General features: G+C 28.8%; 15 protein-coding genes and 1 pseudogene. All 16 read right to left on the bottom strand.

The annotated features are described in order from the left end of the window. Positions 1–435: 435 nt before the first annotated feature. Positions 436–1,923: a UxaA family hydrolase gene (locus PZA12_RS09530; protein WP_103698294.1), complete on the bottom strand. Its 1,488-nt coding sequence runs from the start codon at positions 1,921–1,923 to the stop codon at positions 436–438. Between the two features lie 91 nt (positions 1,924–2,014). After that, positions 2,015–3,463 carry a tagaturonate reductase gene (locus tag PZA12_RS09525; protein WP_173713457.1) on the bottom strand — a complete coding sequence of 483 codons (1,449 nt, stop codon included), beginning with the start codon at positions 3,461–3,463 and terminating at the stop codon, positions 2,015–2,017. 332 nt (positions 3,464–3,795) lie between these two features. Beyond that, positions 3,796–4,083: pseudogene (locus tag PZA12_RS09520) on the bottom strand (carbohydrate kinase family protein); the annotation flags it as partial. A gap of 706 nt (positions 4,084–4,789) precedes the next feature. Continuing rightward, on the bottom strand, positions 4,790–6,196 hold the full coding sequence (locus PZA12_RS09515; protein WP_078117055.1) for a glycoside-pentoside-hexuronide (GPH):cation symporter: 1,407 nt from the start codon (positions 6,194–6,196) through the stop codon (positions 4,790–4,792). Positions 6,197–6,249: 53 nt separating this feature from the next. Next, on the bottom strand, positions 6,250–6,672 hold the full coding sequence (locus PZA12_RS09510) for an HIT family protein (RefSeq protein ID WP_078117056.1): 423 nt from the start codon (positions 6,670–6,672) through the stop codon (positions 6,250–6,252). Positions 6,673–6,751: 79 nt separating this feature from the next. Continuing rightward, entirely contained in the window at positions 6,752–8,200 is a 1,449-nt protein-coding gene (locus tag PZA12_RS09505; RefSeq protein ID WP_078117057.1) for a tagaturonate reductase, read from the bottom strand. An 87-nt stretch (positions 8,201–8,287) separates the two neighbouring features. After that, the gene (uxaC, locus tag PZA12_RS09500; protein WP_078117058.1) at positions 8,288–9,688 is read right to left on the bottom strand and encodes a glucuronate isomerase; all 1,401 of its coding nucleotides are present in this window, start codon (positions 9,686–9,688) and stop codon (positions 8,288–8,290) included. Between the two features lie 195 nt (positions 9,689–9,883). Beyond that, the gene (locus tag PZA12_RS09495) at positions 9,884–10,882 is read right to left on the bottom strand and encodes a LacI family DNA-binding transcriptional regulator (RefSeq protein WP_078117059.1); all 999 of its coding nucleotides are present in this window, start codon (positions 10,880–10,882) and stop codon (positions 9,884–9,886) included. 175 nt (positions 10,883–11,057) lie between these two features. Further along, complete coding sequence (locus PZA12_RS09490; protein WP_078117060.1) at positions 11,058–12,299, bottom strand: NAD(P)-dependent oxidoreductase; 1,242 nt, start codon at positions 12,297–12,299, stop codon at positions 11,058–11,060. 188 nt (positions 12,300–12,487) lie between these two features. Continuing rightward, positions 12,488–13,033: a histidine phosphatase family protein gene (locus PZA12_RS09485; RefSeq protein ID WP_078117061.1), complete on the bottom strand. Its 546-nt coding sequence runs from the start codon at positions 13,031–13,033 to the stop codon at positions 12,488–12,490. Between the two features lie 46 nt (positions 13,034–13,079). Continuing rightward, complete coding sequence (locus PZA12_RS09480; protein WP_078117062.1) at positions 13,080–14,861, bottom strand: bifunctional homocysteine S-methyltransferase/methylenetetrahydrofolate reductase; 1,782 nt, start codon at positions 14,859–14,861, stop codon at positions 13,080–13,082. A gap of 191 nt (positions 14,862–15,052) precedes the next feature. After that, entirely contained in the window at positions 15,053–16,189 is a 1,137-nt protein-coding gene (locus tag PZA12_RS09475) for an anti-sigma-I factor RsgI family protein (protein WP_078117063.1), read from the bottom strand. A gap of 9 nt (positions 16,190–16,198) precedes the next feature. Then, positions 16,199–16,864, bottom strand: a complete 666-nt coding sequence (gene sigI, locus PZA12_RS09470; RefSeq protein WP_026887261.1) for an RNA polymerase sigma factor SigI — start codon at positions 16,862–16,864, stop codon at positions 16,199–16,201. 589 nt (positions 16,865–17,453) lie between these two features. Further along, positions 17,454–17,957 carry a J domain-containing protein gene (locus tag PZA12_RS09465; RefSeq protein WP_077845120.1) on the bottom strand — a complete coding sequence of 168 codons (504 nt, stop codon included), beginning with the start codon at positions 17,955–17,957 and terminating at the stop codon, positions 17,454–17,456. Between the two features lie 121 nt (positions 17,958–18,078). After that, positions 18,079–20,529 (bottom strand): DNA helicase RecQ, encoded by a 2,451-nt coding sequence (recQ, locus tag PZA12_RS09460; RefSeq protein WP_078117064.1) that lies wholly within the window; start codon positions 20,527–20,529, stop codon positions 18,079–18,081. A gap of 83 nt (positions 20,530–20,612) precedes the next feature. Continuing rightward, on the bottom strand, positions 20,613–21,482 hold the full coding sequence (locus PZA12_RS09455; protein WP_078117065.1) for a methionyl aminopeptidase: 870 nt from the start codon (positions 21,480–21,482) through the stop codon (positions 20,613–20,615). Between the last annotated feature and the right edge of the window lie 295 nt (positions 21,483–21,777).

Here is a 21,777-nt window from a genome sequence, read left to right as displayed (position 1 = left end):
TAAGCACAACTGCCCCCAATACTATATTTCATTTTTAAAATTTGTAATTATAATATCATAAAATGTATTCATTTTCAATCAGAATAATTCACTTTCCTTCAAACAGAATCATGATACCCCCACTTAAAGCTCAAGATAAGATTTTCTTTATATTATTATTTATTAAAAAATTAAGCTATAATCATCCTATCTTATTTATATATGTTGAAATTGGATTTCTGAATCCTAGTCCTAATTAATTATTTAACTTGCTAGAATTTTAAATATAGATTTATCTTTGAAGGATTTATGCTTAAAATACTCAATTAAATTCATTATATCCAGTAAAGTACAAATTATAATTTTTATAATAAAAATAGCATATTAAATTAATTTTAATTTAATATGCTAAATTGGTTATATTTTTTACTCAAGTATACTTTCTCATGCTGAATTTTACAAAGTAACACCTTGTTTTAAAATAGCTAACTCTTTAAATTTATTAATTTCATTATTTACATATTTCCCATTAGCCACTTCAATCACATATTTTATAAATTCTTCTGTTACTTCACTTAAAGTTTTATCTTCAACTAAAGTTCCTGCATTAAAATCCATCCAATGTGGCTTTAAATCATATAATGGAGTATTTGTTGATATCTTCATTGTTGGCACAAATGTACCGAATGGTGTTCCTCTACCTGTTGTAAATAAAACCATATGACAACCAGCTGCCGCTAAAGCTGAGGCTGCAACCAAATCATTTCCTGGTCCACTTAAAAGATTTAATCCATTAGTTTTTAAAGTTTCACCATATTTTAATACACCTACAACTGTTGAATCTCCTGATTTTTGTGTACAACCTAAAGATTTATCCTCTAATGTTGTAATTCCACCAGCTTTATTTCCTGGAGAAGGATTTTCATATATAGGCTGGTTATACGCCATGAAATATTCTTTAAAATCATTTATTAAATGTACAGTTTTATCAAAAGTTTCATTATCTTTAGCTCTATTCATAAGAATTGTTTCCGCACCAAACATCTCAGGAACTTCAGTAAGTATTGTTGTTCCACCTTGTGCAACTAAGAAATCCGAAAAACTACCCACAAGAGGATTTGCGGTTATTCCCGAGAACCCATCTGAACCACCGCACTTTAATCCAACTTTTAAATTTGATAGAGATACTGATTCTCTCTTATCATCTTTCATATTTTCATAAAGCTCACGTAATATTTTGGCGCCCTCCTCTATCTCGTTAGAAACTTCCTGTGATACTAAAAATTTAATTCTAGTTGTATCATATTCTCCTAATGACTCAATAAATTCAGCCATTGTATTATTTTCACAACCAAGTCCAAGTACTAACACGCCTCCAGCATTAGGATGCTTTACTAAATTTCCAAGCATAGTTCTTGTATTTGCATGATCATCTCCCAATTGAGAGCATCCATAATTATGTTTAAAAATTTCAACTCCATCGATTCCAACAGGTTTTACATCTTCTTTGAATTTTTCGATTATTCTTTCACCAATTCCATTAACGCACCCAACAGTTGGTACTATCCAAAGTTCATTTCTTATACCAACATTACCATTTGCTCTTTTATATCCATCAAAAGTAAGATTTCTATTTTCTATAGAAACTTGCTTTAGCTGTTGATTAAAATTATATTCCATAATTCCATCCAAATTTGTTTTAATATTATGCGTGTGAATCCATTCTCCTAATGATATATCTTTAATAGCATGTCCTATTGGATATCCATACTTTATTACATTGTCATCAACTTTAAAGTCTGATATAGCTACTTTGTGGCCTCTTTTTATGTCTTCTTTTATTTCTATTTTTTTATTTTCAACTTCTATAATTTCACTTTTAGACAAATCTCTAAGCGCTACTACAACATTGTCTTTTTCATTTATTTTTATAATTTCTTTCATTAATCTCTACCTACTTCCATTAAATTATTGTTCATAACTTTAAATTTAACAGCATATGAATATTCTATAATACTAATTTATAATCTTATTTCTAAATAACTTCTTTTATAGCTTCCTTCATCCCTACTTTTTCAATTATTTCTAAATATCTTGAAACTTCATCAGCTAGGTTAGGAATTTCATTTAAATTACTTCCCCAATTCTTTTCATACGCAAGAACAGAAGTTACAATTTTGTTTAGGCCTTCTTTTGTTCCATCGTATTTTTCCCATAATTTCTTAAATAATTCTAATATATCCTCATCATCAGTTAATTGAATGTCTTTGTCTCCTCTTTTTCCTTTGTAGAATTCTATTAAAGATGCAAGGGAGAATACTAGTTTCTTAGGAAGCGCCCCTTTTCTCTTTAGATATTCAGTCAAACTTGGTAAATCTCTTGTTTTGTATTTAGATAATGAATTTAATGCTATACTCATTAGATAATGCTTTACATATGGATTTTGAAATCTTTCTATAATCGCATCTGCAAATTCTACTAGCTCTTCGTGAGGCAAATCTAAAGTTTCTATAATTTCATCATATATTACATCGTGGACATATCTTCCTATAACCTCATGATCAACCGCTTCCCCTACAGTTTCTAAACCATAAAGATATGCTACCGGAACCATTGCTGTATGAGGCCCATTTAAAATTCTAACTTTTCTTGTTCTATATGGTGTCATATCATCTACAACTTTTACATTAAGTCCAGCTTTTTCTATTGGTAATTCATCTTTTATAGACTGAGGGCCTTCTATTACCCATAAGTGGAATATTTCACCTACATCTACTAAATTATCATCATATCCAAGTTCTTCTCTAACTTCATCAATTGTATCTCTTGGATATCCTGGAACTATTCTATCAACTAAACTACAGCAAAAAGTATTAGCATCATTTATCCAATCCACAAAATCTTGTCCTAAATTCCAAATTTCTGCATACCTTAGCACTATTTCTTTAAGTTTTTCACCATTTCTATCAATAAGCTCACATGGAATTATAATAAAACCTTTACTATTGTCACCATTAAACACCATGAATCTACGGAACAAAAATGCAGTTAACTTACCGGGAAAACTTTTTTGACATCCTTCATTTAACTTATCATTCTCATCAAAAGCAATTCCTGCCTCTGTTGTATTTGACACTATGAACCTTAATTCTGGATTTTCTGCAACTTTTAAATATTCATTATAATCTGTATATGGATTAATTCCTCTACTTATACTATTGATTATTTTATGTGTTTTTATAGCTCTTTTTCCTTGAACTCCTTGAAGATAAAGTGTAAACAAGCCATCTTGTTCATTTAGCATATTAACTAGTCCACCTTCTTGAGGCTGAACGACTACGACACTTCCATTGAAACCTGCTTCTTCATTCATTTTGTCAATTTGCCAATCAACAAATGCTCTTAGGAAATTTCCTTCCCCAAATTGTAGCACTTTTTCAGGGTAAGTCTTAAATTCTTTATATAGTTTCTTGTTCAATTTCATTAGTTATTCCTCCTAAGTTTTTTCATTAAAAATATCTTAAACTAATTTCAATGGACAATTAACAATGCAAATTTTATCATTTTAATATTTGATATACCTCCAATTAGTAATATTAATTTGGATCTATATATTATTAAAGATAAGTAAAAGTTTATTTTAAATATTATTTGAAGTTTATAATTTAGAGATAGAATACACTTAAAATTTAATTATCAAAATAATCCTCTTTACTTATCCTTAAATGTAATTAACATTTTATATGAAGGAAATACTTTTAATAGCGCTAACATTTTCAATTGTTAGAAATATAGTAATATCTGTTTCAGAAAATTCTATCTTTCAACACCTTGTCTCTTTCCTATGAATTCCATCAGTTGATCATAATATGGATAACCTTCCATATCTCCTTGTACCAATGTTGCCATAACTCCAACACCGTTAGCATATTGTCCAATTTCGTTTAGTGATAATTTTTCTAAAAATCCAGCTGCAAAAACATCGCCTGCCCCAGCTGTATCTTGAATTAAATCTGATACATTATATCCTGCGACCTTGACTCCTTCTTTTTTATCTTTTATATAGCATCCTTCTGGCCCTAATTTTACTGCGACTATTTTCGCTTCCTTATTTAAGAAAAAATCTGCTACATCATCTTTTGAACTAGATCATAATCACCTAAAACTTCTTTCCTTCTCATTATTACACCTCAAATTCTTTTTTAATTAATATCTTTATAATAAATATATATACAGGTTTTAGATAATAAAATTATTCTTTAGAATATCAACTAGTTTAAAATTCATAGTATTTTAAACTATTTTTTAGAATATATATTATAATTTCAAACATTTATTTCTTAACAAATCTATTTTGCGCTATCACTATTAATTAAATACACAGTTCTTAAAATGGTTAACTTAAAATATTATTAATAAATTATAGTATGAAAATTATGGGTTTGAAGAATTCTATATTATTTTAAAGTCTATATTACTGATTTTCTGTATTTTTAAGAACTGTGTTATATATTAAATAAGTTTATAGCTTATTTATATATCAAAGCATTTTTCGTTCACGTTAACAATTAGAGGTCGAACAATTGTTAACGTGAACAATTTTAGTTAAAAATTATTTAAGTTATATTTACATTATAGTATCAAATCAAAAAATATGCAATACTTTTTTGTGAACGTTAACAGTTTTTTACAAGTATATATCTTTTTATTTACTCAATATATAAAGATAAAACACTATCAACTTATATTTTGAGAGTTGATAGTGTTTCATTATTCTTAGCTAAATATCAATGATTTATTTATATAATTATTATTCTAATATTCCTTTTTCCCATTTTCCTTCTTGTAAATCTTGAGCAACTTTTCTGTACTTGTCATCTGGTAAGTTGTGTAATATACCTACTACAAGAGCAGCTAAAGCTAAAGCTACTGCTGGATACAATGTCATTGCTCCCTTAATTCCTAACAATGTTTCTGAACTTTGTTGTGCATTTGCAACATATCCAGTCATACCTAATACACTTGCACTAACAAGCGCAGCGATTGATTGAGCTATCTTTCTTGAAAAGTTGAATGCAGCATAAGTCACGCCTTCTTTTCTTATTCCAGTATGCCAATGACCGTAGTCAATTGCATCTGTAACAAATGCCCAAGTTACTCCATTTGGAATAGCTAGTGCTACATATCCTATTGTAACAAGAACTGTGAAAGTAGTAGCATTTGTTGGTATTACAAAGTTTAATCCATTTGCAATAATTCCAATTACTAATCCTGTAATTGCAGTTTTCTTTTTACCAAACTTCTTTACTAAGAATGGAATAGCAAATATACCAATTACAGAACATCCAATCATTATACCATTAACTTTTGGTTGAAGTGCAATATCTCCTAAGTTATATTGGCAGAAGAAAATCATCATTTGGTTGTTAGTATTCATAGCTGATATTGTAAATAATTGCATAAGAATTAAACATAATAATGGTCTGTTTGTAAATACAACTTTAAAATAATCTTTAGCAGATGCCTTTTCTGATTTACCTTCTCTGTTAACTACAACGTGTTCTTTTGTGTTTGCAAAACAGATAAAGAATGAAATAACTCCTATAACAGCCATAACTGCAGCTGCAACTGGATAACCAACTTTTTTATCACTAAACATCATAAGAATAGGTACAAAAGCTACCCCTGTTATTAATTGTGCTCCTAATGAACCAGCTTGTCTAAATGTAGCTAATTGGCTTCTATCCTCTACATCTCTTGTCATAACCGATGCTAATGATCCGTAAGGAACATTAGTGAATGAATATACAAGCCCCCAAATCATATATGTTGCATAACCATATATAATCTTAGATGAAAGCGGCATCTCAGGCATAGTAAAAGTAATAATTGTAAGTAAAGCAAGAATTATACTTGAAATCATCATTACAGGTCTAAACTTTCCTGATTTACCTGCTTTTCTACTATCTATCAATGATCCTGCTAATGGATCCATGAATGCATCGAATATTTTTGTAAATGCAAATATACCACCAACTGCTCCAGCACTAATTCCACATGTATCTATAAAAAACTTTGTAAGATATGATTGACCTAAGTCAAACATAAATCCATTACCAAAATCTCCAAAACCGTAAGAAATTTTCTCTCTTAAACTTAATTTAACGTTTCCATTATTAGCATTAGTTGATGCGTTTTTGTCAACAGAATTTAACATTCCTTTTCCTCCGTATCTTTAATTTAGTTAATTTTTTATTCATTAATCCAATATTATAAATTATCTTTTATTTTACAAATTAGGTTTTGGTACTCATCATCACTTAAATATATTTTTTGTGGATTCATCTCAAAAGTTTTTCCCCAAGATGGGCCGCCTTCATATTTAGGTACAATATGAAGATGAAGATGTTTCATAGTATCAGCAAATGCTCCATAATTTACTTTATCTGGATTAAAGGCTTTATGGATTGCTTTAGCTACCTTTCTAGCGTCATTTATGAAAGCTGCTGCTTCCTCTTCAGTTAAATCCGCAATTTCACTCTTATGTTCCTTATAAACAACATTGCATCTTCCACCATAAGTTTGTTCCTTAAACAAATATACTGTTGATACATCTAAATCACAAATCTTAATCATTAAAGAATCTAAATCTTGATTCTTTGAACAATAAAAACAATTTTCATCAAAACTCATTTATTTACCTCCTTTATTATTGATATATATTTACTTATCATGCAATTAAGAAAATTTAATTGCACGATAATAAATTTCATTATAAAACTACTTTAACAGCTTCCTTCATTCCTACTTTTTCAATTATTTCTAAATATCTTGAAATCTCATCAGCAAGATTAGGAATTTCATTTAAATTGATTCCCCAATTCTTTTCATACCCAAGAACTGAAGTTACAATTTTGTTTAGGCCTTCTTTTGTTCCATCGTATTTTTCCCATAATTTCTTAAATAATTCTAATATATCCTCATCATCAGTTAATTGAATGTCTTCGTCTCCTCTTTTTCCTTTGTAGAATTCTATTAAAGATGCAAGGGAGAATACTAATTTCTTAGGAAGTGTACCTTTTCTCTTTAGATATTCAGTTAAACTTGGTAAATCTCTTGTTTTATATTTAGATAATGAATTTAATGCTATACTCATTAAATAGTGCTTTACATATGGATTTTGAAATCTTTCTATAATCGCATCTGCAAATTCCACTAATTCTTCGTGAGGCAAATCTAAAGTTTCTATAATTTCATCATATATTACATCATGGACATATCTTCCTATAACCTCATGATCAACCGCTTCCCCTACAGTTTCTAAACCATAAAGATATGCTACTGGAACCATTGCTGTATGAGGCCCATTTAAAATTCTAACTTTTCTTGTTCTATATGGTGTCATATCATCTACAACTTTTACATTAAGTCCAGCTTTTTCTATTGGTAATTCATCTTTTATAGACTGAGGACCTTCTATTACCCATAAGTGGAATATTTCACCTACATCTACTAAATTATCATCATATCCAAGCTCTTCTCTAACCTCATCAATTGTATCTCTTGGATATCCTGGCACTATTCTATCAACTAAACTACAACAAAAAGTATTAGCATTGTTTGTCCAATCAATAAAGTCTTGTCCTAAGTTCCATACTTCTGCATATCTTAATACTATTTCTTTAAGTTTTTCACCATTTCTATCAATAAGCTCGCACGGAATTATAATAAATCCCTTACTGTCATCTCCATTAAATGCATTAAATCTGTGATATAAGAATGCTGTTAGCTTACCTGGATAACTTTTTTGACATCCTCCATTTAAAGTATCGTTTTCATCAAATGCAATTCCTGCCTCTGTTGTATTTGACACTATAAATCTTAATTCTGGATTTTCTGCAACTTTTAAATATTCATTATAGTCTCTGTAAGGATTAATTCCCCTACTTATACTATTGATTACTTTATGAGTTTTTGATGCTTGCCCATTTTGAACCCCTTGTAAATATAAAGTGTATAGACAATCTTGATCATTAAGCATGTCCACAAGACCATTTTCTAATGGCTGAACAACTACAACGCTTCCATTGAAATCTGCTTCATCATTCATTTTATCTATTTGCCAATCAACAAAAGCTCTCAAAAAGTTACCTTCTCCAAATTGCAATACTTTTTCTGGATATGTTTTAAATTCTTTATATAATTCCTTATTTAATTTCATAGCTATTCCTCCTAAATCTTCACTTCATCTGTATCTTTGCATTATTGTATGAAAATAAGCATCTCACTTATTTTCATACATAAAAGATTACATATTAAAGTATTTGTCTGCGTTATTATAACTAATGTCAGCTACAATTTGTCCTAAATGTTCAATGTCATTAGGTAACTCGCCATTTTCTACCCATTCTCCAATTACATTGCAAAGTATTCTTCTAAAATATTCATGTCTTGTGTAAGATAAAAAGCTTCTAGAGTCTGTTAACATTCCAACAAATGTGCTTAGCATGCCTAAATTAGCTAAAGTTCTAATTTGATCTTGCATACCAATCTTGTGATCATTAAACCACCAAGCTGATCCAAATTGTATTTTGCCCTTAATTCCGTCTCCTTGGAAGCATCCAAGTAATGTTCCTATTGTAGAATTATCATTTGGATTTAAACTATATATAATAGTCTTAGGTAAAGCTTTTTCACTATTTAATGCATCTAATAACCTTGATAGTGGAATTGCAACTTCTGTGTCATTAAGTGAATCAAATCCTGTATCAGGTCCCAATTTTTCGAACATTACTTTGTTATTATCTCTAACGCAATTCATGTGAAATTGCATTACCCATCCTAGATCGTGATATAATTTTCCAAAGAACTTTAATATATATACTCTTAATTTATTTTCATCTTCAAAAGATACTTGTCCATTTTTAAGTACGTTTGCAAAAATTTCTCTAACTTCTTCTAACGAAGCATTTCCTACTGGAACAAAATCCAATGCATTATCTGATACTCTACATCCAGCTTCATGAAAATATTCCACTCTCTTTTTTAATGCTTCTAAATATTCATCAAAGTTTGAAATTTTAGAACCAACTACTTCTTCTAGTTTGTTAAACCAATCTTTAAATGTTTCTTTATTAACTCCTAGAGCTTTATCAGGTCTAAAAGCTGGTAATACTTTCACATCAAAGCTTTTATCTTCTTTTATTGCTAAATGATATTCTAATGAATCTATAGGATCATCTGTTGTACATATCACTTTTACATTTGATTTCTTTATAAGATTTCTTACTGTAAAATCATCGCTATTTAACAGCTTATTAACTTTTTCCCAAATAGCAGGTGCACTTTTTTCATTTAAAACTTCATCTATTCCAAAGAATCTCTTAAGTTCTAAGTGTGTCCAATGATAAAGTGGATTTCCGATAGCTAATGATATAGTCTTTGCCCAAGCTAAGAACTTTTCATAATCACTTCCATCTCCTGTAATATATTTTTCATCTATGCCCAAAGTTCTCATCTGTCTCCATTTATAATGATCACCATAAAGCCATACTTGAGTTATATTTTCAAACTTTTTGTCTTCTAATATTTCCTTCGGATTAATGTGGCAATGATAATCAATAATTGGCATTTTTTCTGAATAATTATGATATAATTTTTCAGATACTTCGTTGCTTAATAAAAAATTTTCATCCATAAACTTTTTCATATCAAAATCCTCTTTTCTTTTTTGTTCACGTGAACAAAAATACGTGCAAATTCCTGTTCACGTGAACATTTTCTTGTATCTACTTGATAACTTTATTATAATATCATATTTCAAATAACGCAACACTTTTTTGTGAACGTTAACAACTTTTTTTAATAATTAGTGCTTAAATTCACTAATTATTAAAATCCATTATTAAAGTTTTTTTACTGATTTTCTTACTACAAGCTGAGATTGTATATAAACTTTTTCTTTATCTACTTCTTTATTCTTTATAAGATTTAATAAGTTTCTTCCGCCATATTCGCTCATCGCCAAAGAATCCTTCCTCACACTTGTCAATGGAGGAGTTACATAGTTACAAAAGTTGCTATCATCAAACCCTATAATTGAGATATCTTCTGGAACTTTTAACCCAGCTTCAAATATTGCTTTCATAGCCCCTACCCCAATATCATCATTAGCGCAAAATACTGCTGTTGGAACATTCTCTAATTTAAGTAACTTTTTCATATTCTCATATCCACTTTTAAGGTCATATCTACCACTTAAAATATATTCCTCATTAATCGGAATATTATTATCCTCTAACGCTCTTATATATCCTCTTTTTCTATATACTGTTGATTCAAATTCCTTATTTCCTTGCAATAATGCTATTTTCCTATGATTATTCTCTATAAAATAAGTAACTGCATCATAAACTCCTTTTGTATCATCTGACATTATGTTTACTAGTCCTTCATTTTCAATATATCTATTTATAACTACAGTTGGTATATTTTTCTCTAAAATAGTTTGTATAAATTCATCGTCATTTTTACTTTGGCTTACAACGATTATTCCATCAAAATTTCTATTATCAATTAAGTGAGAATATTGATAATCATCTATACCTCTTACAACCAAATTATATTCTTTATCTATGACATTATTAACTCCTCTTATAATTTCATGAAAGAATGTATCTGATGTTCCTTCGCTAATTGATGAAAAAAATACTCCTATAACGTATGATTTTAATAGAACAAGACTCTTAGCACTATAATTTGGTACATAATTCAATTCTTTTGCTAAAGCCATAATTTTAACCTTGGTTTCTTCATTAATATAAGGACTATTATTAAGTGCTCTAGACACCGTTGTATGAGAAACATTCGCTAATTTTGCAATATCTTTTATAGTGACACTCATATTTTCTTTACACTCCTTATTAAGTAAACTTTTTTCACCATATACGATAATCACAGTATATAAAAAAGCTTAATTTACTTCTAGTAATATTTTAATAATTAAAATTTATTTTTGCAACCTATACGATTTTAACTGTTTTTCCTCAATTTATCAATGTTATATTTAATTTTTATATTTAGTTGTTTTCACAGTAATCTTCAATGGTTTGAGCAACTATTTTTGCTTGCACTACTGCTTCTACTACAGTTTTAGCACCAGTAACAACATCTCCTGACGCAAATGTACCTTTTTTAGTCGTATTTCCTTTATCATCAGTTATTAGTAATCCCCACTTATTGGTATTTAATTCTGTTGTGTTTGAAACTATATTAGTTCTAGGGGTTTGACTTACAGCTACAATTATTGAATCACATTTAAAAAACTCTTCCTTTTCTTCAATAACTTTGTTTTGAATTTTTCCATCTGACTCTACTACATTCTCAGTATTAACTAACTTTATTCCATCTTCTGTTATTTCTAATGGCGATTTAAATAATTCAAAATTAATTTTATCTTCCTTAGCTTCTCTTATTTCTTGCTTGGTTGCAGACATTTGATCAAAGCCTTTTCTATATATTATTGTAACATCTTCAACTCCATTTCTTTTTGCACTTCTTGCAGCATCCATAGCTACATTACCAGCTCCAATAACAGCCACTTTATTACCCAACTTATAGTTCTCTGGTGATTTTAGATAATCAATAGCAAAATGTACATTTCCTAAAGTCTCACCTTTAATATTTAATGTTCTTGGATTCCATACTCCTGTGCCAATAAACACTGCTTTATAGCCATCCTCAAACAGTCTATCTAATGTTATTACAGGGCCAATAAGAGTATTAGGCCTAACTTTTACACCAAGCTCCATTAATCTATCTTCAATAGAATCTATTAATTTTTTTGGCAGCCTATATTCTGGGATTCCATACCTTAGTACCCCACCTATCTTCTCATGCGCATCAAAAATAGTAATATTGTATCCTTTCTTAGCTAGTATAAATGCAATAGTAATTCCTGCTGGACCACCACCAATTATAGCAACTCGGTCTTTCTTTTTAGAAACAGCTTTAAACCTTGTTTCTTCTATGTATCTTTGAGATATTTCTTGCTCTATATCATGAAATCTTATTGGTTCCCCTTTAATCCCTCTTATACAATTTCCTTTGCATTGGTCTTCATGAATACATACTAATGAACATACTGCTGAAAGCGGATTATTTTCAAATAATATTTCTCCTGCTTCTTCAATTTTTCCTTCCTTATACATATTTATAATATCAGGTATAGGCGTTTCTACTGGACAATTAAACTTACAAGCTGGCTTCTTACATAGTAAGCATCTATTTGCTTCACAAATCAAATTATCATTATTTATCATATATCTTCCTCCTTATCATCATTTGTATATAAAGTATACTAACTTAATTTAGTACTTATTTCAATAATATATATCAAAAAATATGCTATACTTTTTATCATAAAAGATAGCATATTTTATTGACCCTGTCCTTATATTTCTTTATATTACATAAAGTTTTGCTCAAACATAAATTTATAGTTACTCTATTATTTTTTATATAAATATAAAGTTCCGTTTTTAGGGCTGTATACTAACTTGCCTGTAAAGCCCCTTTTCTTCAATTCTTTTTGAAGACTATACATAAAAAAACCATGGGTAACAATTAAAATATTTTCTGTACCTTCTTTTATGGTTTCACTTAATAATAAATCAACAAACTTCTCAGCTTTCTCTCTTGTAATACTCTTATTTTCTTGTTGAGATTTATGATTGAAATACCATGCTATTCTTCCACCAATTGCCCAAAACCAATACGGAAGCTTTAAATTACTTTTAAATATTGGATCAATAATAGTTTCTCTAATTAGATCATTTTGAATTATATTATCATTATATACATGTTGTGCTGTAGTTATTGCTCTTATAAGAGTACTAGAATAACACTTATCCCAATTTATTCCCATAAGCTCTACATCTTTTCTAATTACACCACTTATATTATAATTTTCTTCCCAAATTTTAAATTCTTTTGATGTCATAAAAAAACTTTTACGGTAATCAACTTTAAAATGTCTAATGAGACCAACATTCATAAAAATCCCTCTTGTCTTTTATTATTCATATAAGAATTATAATGATTTAGGCATTAATCTGCTTAATGATTTCAATTAACATATTAACCCTATTAAATGGAGTAATGAAATATAATCCATCCGCAATATTTTTTAGTTTCTTTCCTATCTCCACAGTAATTTTTACACCGATTTCTTGTGCTTCTTCTTTGCTCATATTTTCCGAAAACATTTGTACATATTTATCTGGTATAGTTACTCCAGGAAGCTCATTATTTAAAAACATTGCGTTTCTATAACTTACAACCGGAAGTAATCCTGCTAAAATCTTTACATTAGTCCTTTCTTTAATCATCTTCAAGAACTCTATAGCATTGTCATCATAGATAGGTTGTGTTAAAAAAAACTTTGCACCTTTTTCTATCTTCTTCATCATTCTATTATATTCTACTTCTTTATTTAAAACATTCAAATTCAAAGCACCGCCTACATAAATACTATCTTCTTTGAATATTTCTTCATTCATGCTTTCTATTAATTCTATTAACCTAAATGAATTTAAGTTAAATACGCTTTTTGTTTCAACTTTACTCGCATCAGATATAGGATCACCAGTAATTGCAAGGATATTTCTTATATTTTCAATATGAGATCCTATTAAACTTGACCTTATTGCATTAGTATTTTTATCTCTACAACAAATATGAGGCATAGCTTCAATTCCTATTTCTCTCTTGATTTTAGATGATATAATAGTCGAATCTGCCCTAACCTTCGACATTGGTGAATCCGGAACTGTTACTAAATCAATATTGTTTTCTTTACATATCTTGGCTCCATCTATAATTCTTGATATATCTGTATCAATTGGTGCCGATAATTCGATAGCTACAACAAACTCACCATTTTCGAGCTTATCTTTAAAAGTATTCTTAGCCTTTTTCTCAAAACTTTTAACTTTTGGCTCAGATTTAGTATTAGCATTCACTACATTAGAATTCTCATTAACTATTTGGGTTAGTTGTTTAATATAGCTTGGATTTGTTCCACAGCATCCCCCTATAATAGAAACTCCATAAGACCTTATTTCATTAACTTTTTTTGCAAAATATAATGGATTGTTTGGATAAACTGTTCTTTCGTGAATTATCTCTGGATAACCTGCATTAGGCAATACTGAAACAATTTCATTTTCTATATCAATTTTTTTAACAATTTCCAATATATGTGCTGGACCAGAACCACAGTTGAACCCAAATGCATCTATATATTTTGTATTTCGTACTTCTTTAATCAATTTAGCTGCACTTAACCCATCTCTTGTAAATCCATCTGGCTTAACAGCAAATTGAGTAAGTATGAAGCTATCAGTGTTCTTGTACTTAATATATTCACTTATTTTTTTTAGGTAATTATAGTTGCTAAAAGTTTCGAATATAAAAATATCTATCCCATTTTCTAAAAAGCAATCTACTATATATTTATATTCTTCTAAAACTTCATTGCTAAATTCATCTAAATTATCTGTTTTAATAGGTCCAATACTTGCACCTATTAAAACAGAAGTATTTCTTGTTACTTCTTTAGCTAAGTTTATTCCTGATTTAATTATGTCCATTAATGTTTCTAACGATACTCCAAGATCATATGTATTAGCAGAAAAAGTATTTGTTCTAATTAGTTTAGCCCCAGCTTCAATATACTCTTTATGTATTCTTTTTATAGTTTCTTTATCATTTAAGTTACCAAATTCGCAATAAGATACATCATTACCTGTTACTTCTGAATAATATGTTCCCATTGCCCCATCACATATTAGTATATTATCTTTTAATAGCTCTTTTATCATTTTTAATCTCCCCAAATCCTTATTAATAATACTTACTAGTAAGTATACTATAATTTTTTATTCTAGTCCTCTTTTTTAATACGATTTTCCTACTGCTAAATTTATTTTTTTTAGCTAAAGTATAAGGCAAATAAAAAGTAGATCTATCTTTGATGATATTCATCTAGATAAATCTACCCTTAAATAACTCATTAATTTTTAACAGTCTTATTAGCTGTATTCTCGTCAGTTTTTGGCACTTGTATAGTCTTATTAGGATCTTCCTGAATTTTTCCTGACGTAGGATTATTTACAATAGTTCCGTTATCTGGACCTATATTAATAGTATTGTCATCCTTTGTAGGACTTGTCACTGGTGTATTTCCCTTGTTATCATTCTCATTTTGTGCTGGGACCTCTGGTTGTAAATTTAATACACCATCATCCTTTTGTTCTTTTTTAGTGTTATCTATAGTTTTCCCTGTACCAATATTAGGTAATGAATCATCAGCTGCTCCTTTTATCTCAGGCTTATCTACAGTTGTTTTTTCAGGTTTTGCATCTGAATTTGAGCTAGTAGCAGGAGTAACGACATCACTATTTTTTTCATCTTTTGCATCCCACTGAGTTACATTTTCTTTATCTTTTATACTTGCAGTAATTTCTTTTACTGGTGCTACATCTATTTTATTCTTTGTACTCTCATCTACCACTAGAGATGCTTCATATCTTCCTAAGCTTATTCCTTTTGTCTTAGCTTCATCAACATCTTCCTTATCACCTTTAACATAAGTAACTTTTTCTGTATTAAAGGTAGATTGAATAACGTCCTTTATATCTTTCTCATAAGCACTGTTATCTTCATTTTTTATAAATGCAAATCCAACCAATACTTCCCTATTAGTATCTAAATATTTTTTTTCTATAAGTTTCTCTTTTATTTTTTGTATTCCTTCATCAAGAGATATACCTTTAACATCAGTAAAATCTATATTCTTTCCATCATTGTTTACACCTTCAACACTAATAATCTTTAATTTACTATCAGCTTCTATCTGTATACTAGGATTGATATCTAAACTAACAACTGCATATGCTGTATCAGATTTCATAGTATGAAAGAAGGTGAATACTATTAAAAACAACGCTGCAATTGCTCCAATTGACTTAATAAAGTTATTATACCTATAAGTCCCACCATTACTAGACTTAATAACATCATCTTCAAAATAAAATATTTTTTGCCCTATTTTCATATCTTTCTTAGGTGCAATCTTTTCCATTATGCCATTATCATTTAAAGCTATGGCATAACTCTTTTTAATTTCCATTATTATTCCCCTATTCATTCTTTTCACCTACTTTCTGATCCAATTTTTTAAAGCACTGAGATTTTTATCAATTATTATTACAACAGAAATTATAAATTTTTTGCTTCTTTTTATTACCTTTTCTGTAACTGAAAACTTCAAAACAATCTTTTTGATTGGTAATCTTTTCTTTAAATACATAAAAGATAAAAATTCCTCATCCTTTGATATTTCTTCTGATAAATTAATTGCATTCTTTCTCGTTGCTTGTTGTTTGGGAGCTTCATTCACCAAATCTTCCAAAGTAAAACCAAACGAACTTATTTCATTCTTTAAGGTAGTTATTTCTTCCAGCAACATGCTATTATCTTCTTTAGGCTCAAAATATTCATCTCTAAAATCCAAACCTTTGTCCACTAATTCGTCCAAAGATGAATGATTATGCTTATTTTCACCTTTTAAGTAATTCTTTATTCTACTTCCAATTACCAATTTTGCAAAAGATAAAAAATGTCCCTTCTCATTATCGTATCTTTCAATTGCCTCATGAAAACCAAGTAATCCAACACTAAGTTCTTCATCATTTTCGCAAGATACATAGCGACCTGTCACATCTGAAATACTTTTTATTATAAAAGGCATATGATTTTCAATAAGTTCATTTATACTTGTGTTCTTATCAACATTTAAATCTATTAAAACACATTCGAGCATGACATACGCTCCCTTCTCCGGTCATTATTATATACAAAAAAAAATATAAGTTTTGGTACTTTTTATTAAACAAATGTAAAACTTTAATTTCTAGGCTTAATTTAACATTTCATAAAAATGCTTTCGTAAAATCTAAACTGATACTTACTATTATATCATGTATTAAATATATTTTTAACTTTGTTGGTTGAAAAATATATTTATAGAACTTTTTTTCTCTTATTAATGTAATTTCTAACACTTTTTTTATTAATTTAACAAAAGATATCATTCACATATTTATATTATTAAAACATAAATTTAATTTTTAATTTAATTACAGTATATTTTACTAAAACAAAAAGGAGCTTAGAGACCGGCGAAGGACACTCTAAGCTCCACATTAGCACTTTACGTACCAACTGCTTATTTAGAATAACATAAATGTTTCAAAATTTCAACACAAATTATAAACTTTATCTATATATGTTAAATTTAAAGTCCTAATATAGATATATATATGTTTTAATAATAAATTTACATTTAAAACTCTAGTAAGCAAAGCGCTCAATTAAGAGTAGAATCTTGAAATTTAATTACAACATATATACTAACACATTCCCCCGTTACCACTACTATTATTATCTCCACCGCAAGCATTCATATTATTAGAATTAGGTTTAACATTTTTATTTGCATATTTTTTCATATAATCAATGACTCTTGACTGCAATTTGTTTAAGCTGTCCAAATATTCATGGTTATTAGGATCTAATTCTACAGCTTTTTTCAAGTAATTAAGCCCACTGTCAAACCATCCCTTTTGAACAGATATAAAACCTTGAAGATAATTCCATTCTGCTGAATTCGCATTATTTATTAAGTTCAATTTTGCTTCAGCTTCAGAAAAGTTTTTATTATCGACTAAATCACGAATTTCTTTATATAGATTACCATTAATAATGAGCTCATATGCCGCACTAAGAGCTAAAACTTTTTGTTTGGTGGTCTCATTTTGATTTTGTGTATATTCTTCCAAAATATCTTTGAATTTATTTTTTATTTCTTCTTCAGAAGCTGTTTTTTCAACGCCTAAAACCTCGTATGGATCCAATTTAATTACACCTCTTTACTCTATCTTCTATTCCACTATTAAATATATTTAATAAAAATTAGTAATATTCTTAGATGCACTTAATTTGGTTCAAAATAACCTAATAGATTTTATTAGTTGGCTACAAATAGTACTTTTTTAAAATTACAGCTCTTATGCTTTCATATTTTATATGTGAAGGTAGTTCTTTTTTTAGTACATTTATCTTATCATATCCATGCTCTTGGCATACATCTATTATTAGCTTTTCATCTTCTTTATTATAAAATTCTTCTAAATTTACATGGAATATATTTTCTCCAAACTCTTTTATATACTCTGTTACATACCCTAGGATAGTTGAAATTGAGACCTCTAATTTTTGAGATACTTCATGTATATTTATATTCTGCTTAAGCATATCTATTGAGATTTGATCATTCTCTCTAGTCTCTCCATCAATTATAACCTTTCTTCTTTTTCTTTCAATCCATTCTACTTCTCTATCATTTTCTGACAAATATTCGGTTACTATATTTATTATCTTTTCTCCATACGAACTTATTTTCTTAGGTCCCATGCCTGTTATATCTTTTAATTCATCTAAAGAAATTGGGTATCTTCCGCTTATTTCCTTTAGAGTATTCATTGTCAGTATTGCTTGTGGTAATGCTCTTTCTTTTTTAGCGAATTCTTTTCTTGCATTGTCTAATCTCTCGTATAATTCTAAGTCTGTTTTAACTTCTAATCTAGATTCTTCATCTTTATTTATACTCTTTTGTTCACCTAACAAACCTTCATCATGATCAGGTATCACAATTTCATGTTCTTCTACAAAATTACGTATTACATCTTCAAATACTTTTCCGTATTTATTATATTTTACTTCTCCAACTCCAGAAACTTTAAGCATTTCATATTTTGATATTGGATAATTTACAGCCATTTCTTTTAATGTAACATCGCCGAATATTATATATGGTGGAACATTGTTTTCCTTTGCCAGTTCTTGTCTTAGATTTCTAAGAATCTCAAAAAGTTCATTGTCTTCACTAGCTTTCTTTTCTACTCTAAACTCTTTTAATTGAACTTTTTCTTGAGACGTTAATACTCTTCTTGATCTATCATTTAAACTCAACACTGGATATGTACCTTCAACCACATTAATATATCCATGAGAGATCAATGTATTAATAAAGTTTTTGAGATCTTCTGCTGAATATTCTTTCATTAATCCATAAGTAGAAAGCTCGTTAAAATGAAATTGAATAACTTTTTTATTTTTAGATCCTCTAAGTACATCTACAAGCATTCCAATTCCAAATTTAACTTTCATCCTGTATATACACGAAAGAACTTTTTGCGCTTCTATTGTCTTATCAACAAACTCTCCTTCACTCAAACAATTACTGCAATTATCACATTGCCCATTATATGTTTCTCCAAAATACTCCAAGACGTATTTTCTATAACAATAATTGCTATATACAAAATCCATCATTTGTTGGAGCTTTCTATATTGATTGTTCTTTCTTTCTACATCTTCTATTGAGTTTTCTATTAAATACTTTTGGACCTGAACATCTTGAGGTGAAAATAATAATACGCATTCACTCTTTTCTCCATCTCTTCCTGCTCTTCCAATCTCTTGATAGTAACTTTCAATATTTCTTGGCATATTATAGTGTACAACATATCTTATATTAGGTTTGTCTATCCCCATTCCAAAAGCATTGGTTGCTATCATAATGTCAGCCCTATCATATATAAAATTTTCTTGATTTTCTTTTCTAGTGCTTTCAGATAATCCCGCATGATAGCAAGTCACATTATACCCTTTCGCTTGCAAAGATTCATATAAATTATTGACTTCTTTCCTAGTTGCAGCATATATAATTCCTGAAACTTCTTTATTGTTTTCTATATATTTATATAAATATTCCTTTTTGTTACCACTTTTAATCACGCTTATAGATAAGTTTTCTCTATCAAAACCTGTTATAAAGACTTTAGGATTATTCAATTTAAGAAGATTTATTATATCTTCTCTCACTTCCTGTGATGCAGTTGCAGTAAATGCTGTTATTATAGGCCTCTTTTGAAGTAAACTTATAAAATGTGATATTTTTCTATAACTTCCCCTAAAGTCATGTCCCCATTGAGAAATACAATGAGCTTCATCTATAGCTATTTGGGAAATATTACATTTGGAAATAAAACTCAAAAATTCAAAAGATTCTAATCTTTCAGGGGCTATATAAAGAATCTTTATTTCACTATTTTCCAGATTGTTTATTACTTCTTTTTCTTCTATAGCACTCAGTGTGCTATTTATTAAAGCGCCTTTTATCCCCATATCCTTTAGCGTATCTACTTGATCTTTCATTAGAGATATTAGAGGTGAAATTACTATTGTTATTCCTTCTAGCATCAGTGCTGGTATCTGATAACAAATTGACTTTCCTCCTCCAGTTGGCATTATAGCAAGTACATCTTCTCCATTTATTATTTTACTTATTATGTCTTCTTGCCCTTTTCTAAATGACTTATATCCATAATATTTCTCCAAATAATTTAAAGCTACATTATCCATTTAATAATACTCCTTAGATTAATACTTCCATTAAACAAGGTAGTCAAAATTGATTTAAAAACCACTTTTAACTACCCTATATATTACTTAGCTAAAATTTCTATTCCAGTCTCAGTTATTAACACTGTATGTTCCCACTGAGCTGATAATTTATCATCGGCTGTATAAATAGTCCATTCATTTTCTTCATCAACAAAAACGTCATAAGTTCCTTGATTAACCATTGGTTCTACGGTAAGAATCATTCCAGGAACAAGCAACATTCCTGTTCCTTTCTCCCCTATATGGGGAACAAATGGATCTTCATGAAATTCATTACCTATTCCATGTCCACCTAATGCTCTTACTATTGTATATCCATTTTTATGAGCATGTTCCTGACAGGCTGCACCTATATCTCCTAAGAATCCCCAAGGTTTTATTGCTTCGATTCCTTTTATCATACATTCTCTGGCTACTTCTACTAATCTTTTGGCTTCTTCACTAACATTGCCAATCATAAACATTCTAGATGCATCCGAATAATATCCATCCAAAATCGTAGAAACATCTACATTTATAATATCTCCATCTTTGATTATAATATTTTCATCTGGGATTCCATGGCATACTTCATTATTTATTGATGTACATACACTCTTTGGGAAACCTTCAAAATTCAATGGTGCTGGAATCGCCCCATGTTCTATAGTATAATCATATACTAATTTATCTATATCAGCAGTGCTCATTCCTGCTTTAATTTTGCTTGAAACCAAGTCTAAAACCCCATCATTAATCTTAGCACTTCTTTTGATTACTTCTATATCTTTTGGACTTTTTATAATATTTCTTGGTGGTACTATATGGCCTTTTCTTTTAAAACTTTCAATTTTTTCATCAAATTCTAAATGACATTTTTTATATTTCAAACCACTGCCACACCAACATTTTTCATTTCTATCTAAGATCATTGTTTTTATAACACCTCTTTATAATACATTATTATTTATTAATATTTTAGTTTTTTGTCATCAAATATTAAGCTATATATATAATACACCTAAACCAATTTAAATGCTCACCTATATTCTATTCTCTGCTAAAATCTTAACATCTTAAGCTTATCTTCCTTTAAGTAATATGGCATTTATAATTTTATAATGAAAAAGACTAGTAATTAATTTACTTTTATTTCCTATATTTAATAAGATTTCATATTCACTATCTATAATACCACTTAATATTATTTATGTTAACATCCTTTAA

The sequence above is a fragment of the Clostridium beijerinckii genome (genome assembly GCF_036699995.1).
Lineage (GTDB): Bacteria > Bacillota > Clostridia > Clostridiales > Clostridiaceae > Clostridium > Clostridium helianthi.
This window is presented reverse-complemented; position numbering and strand designations above follow the sequence as displayed.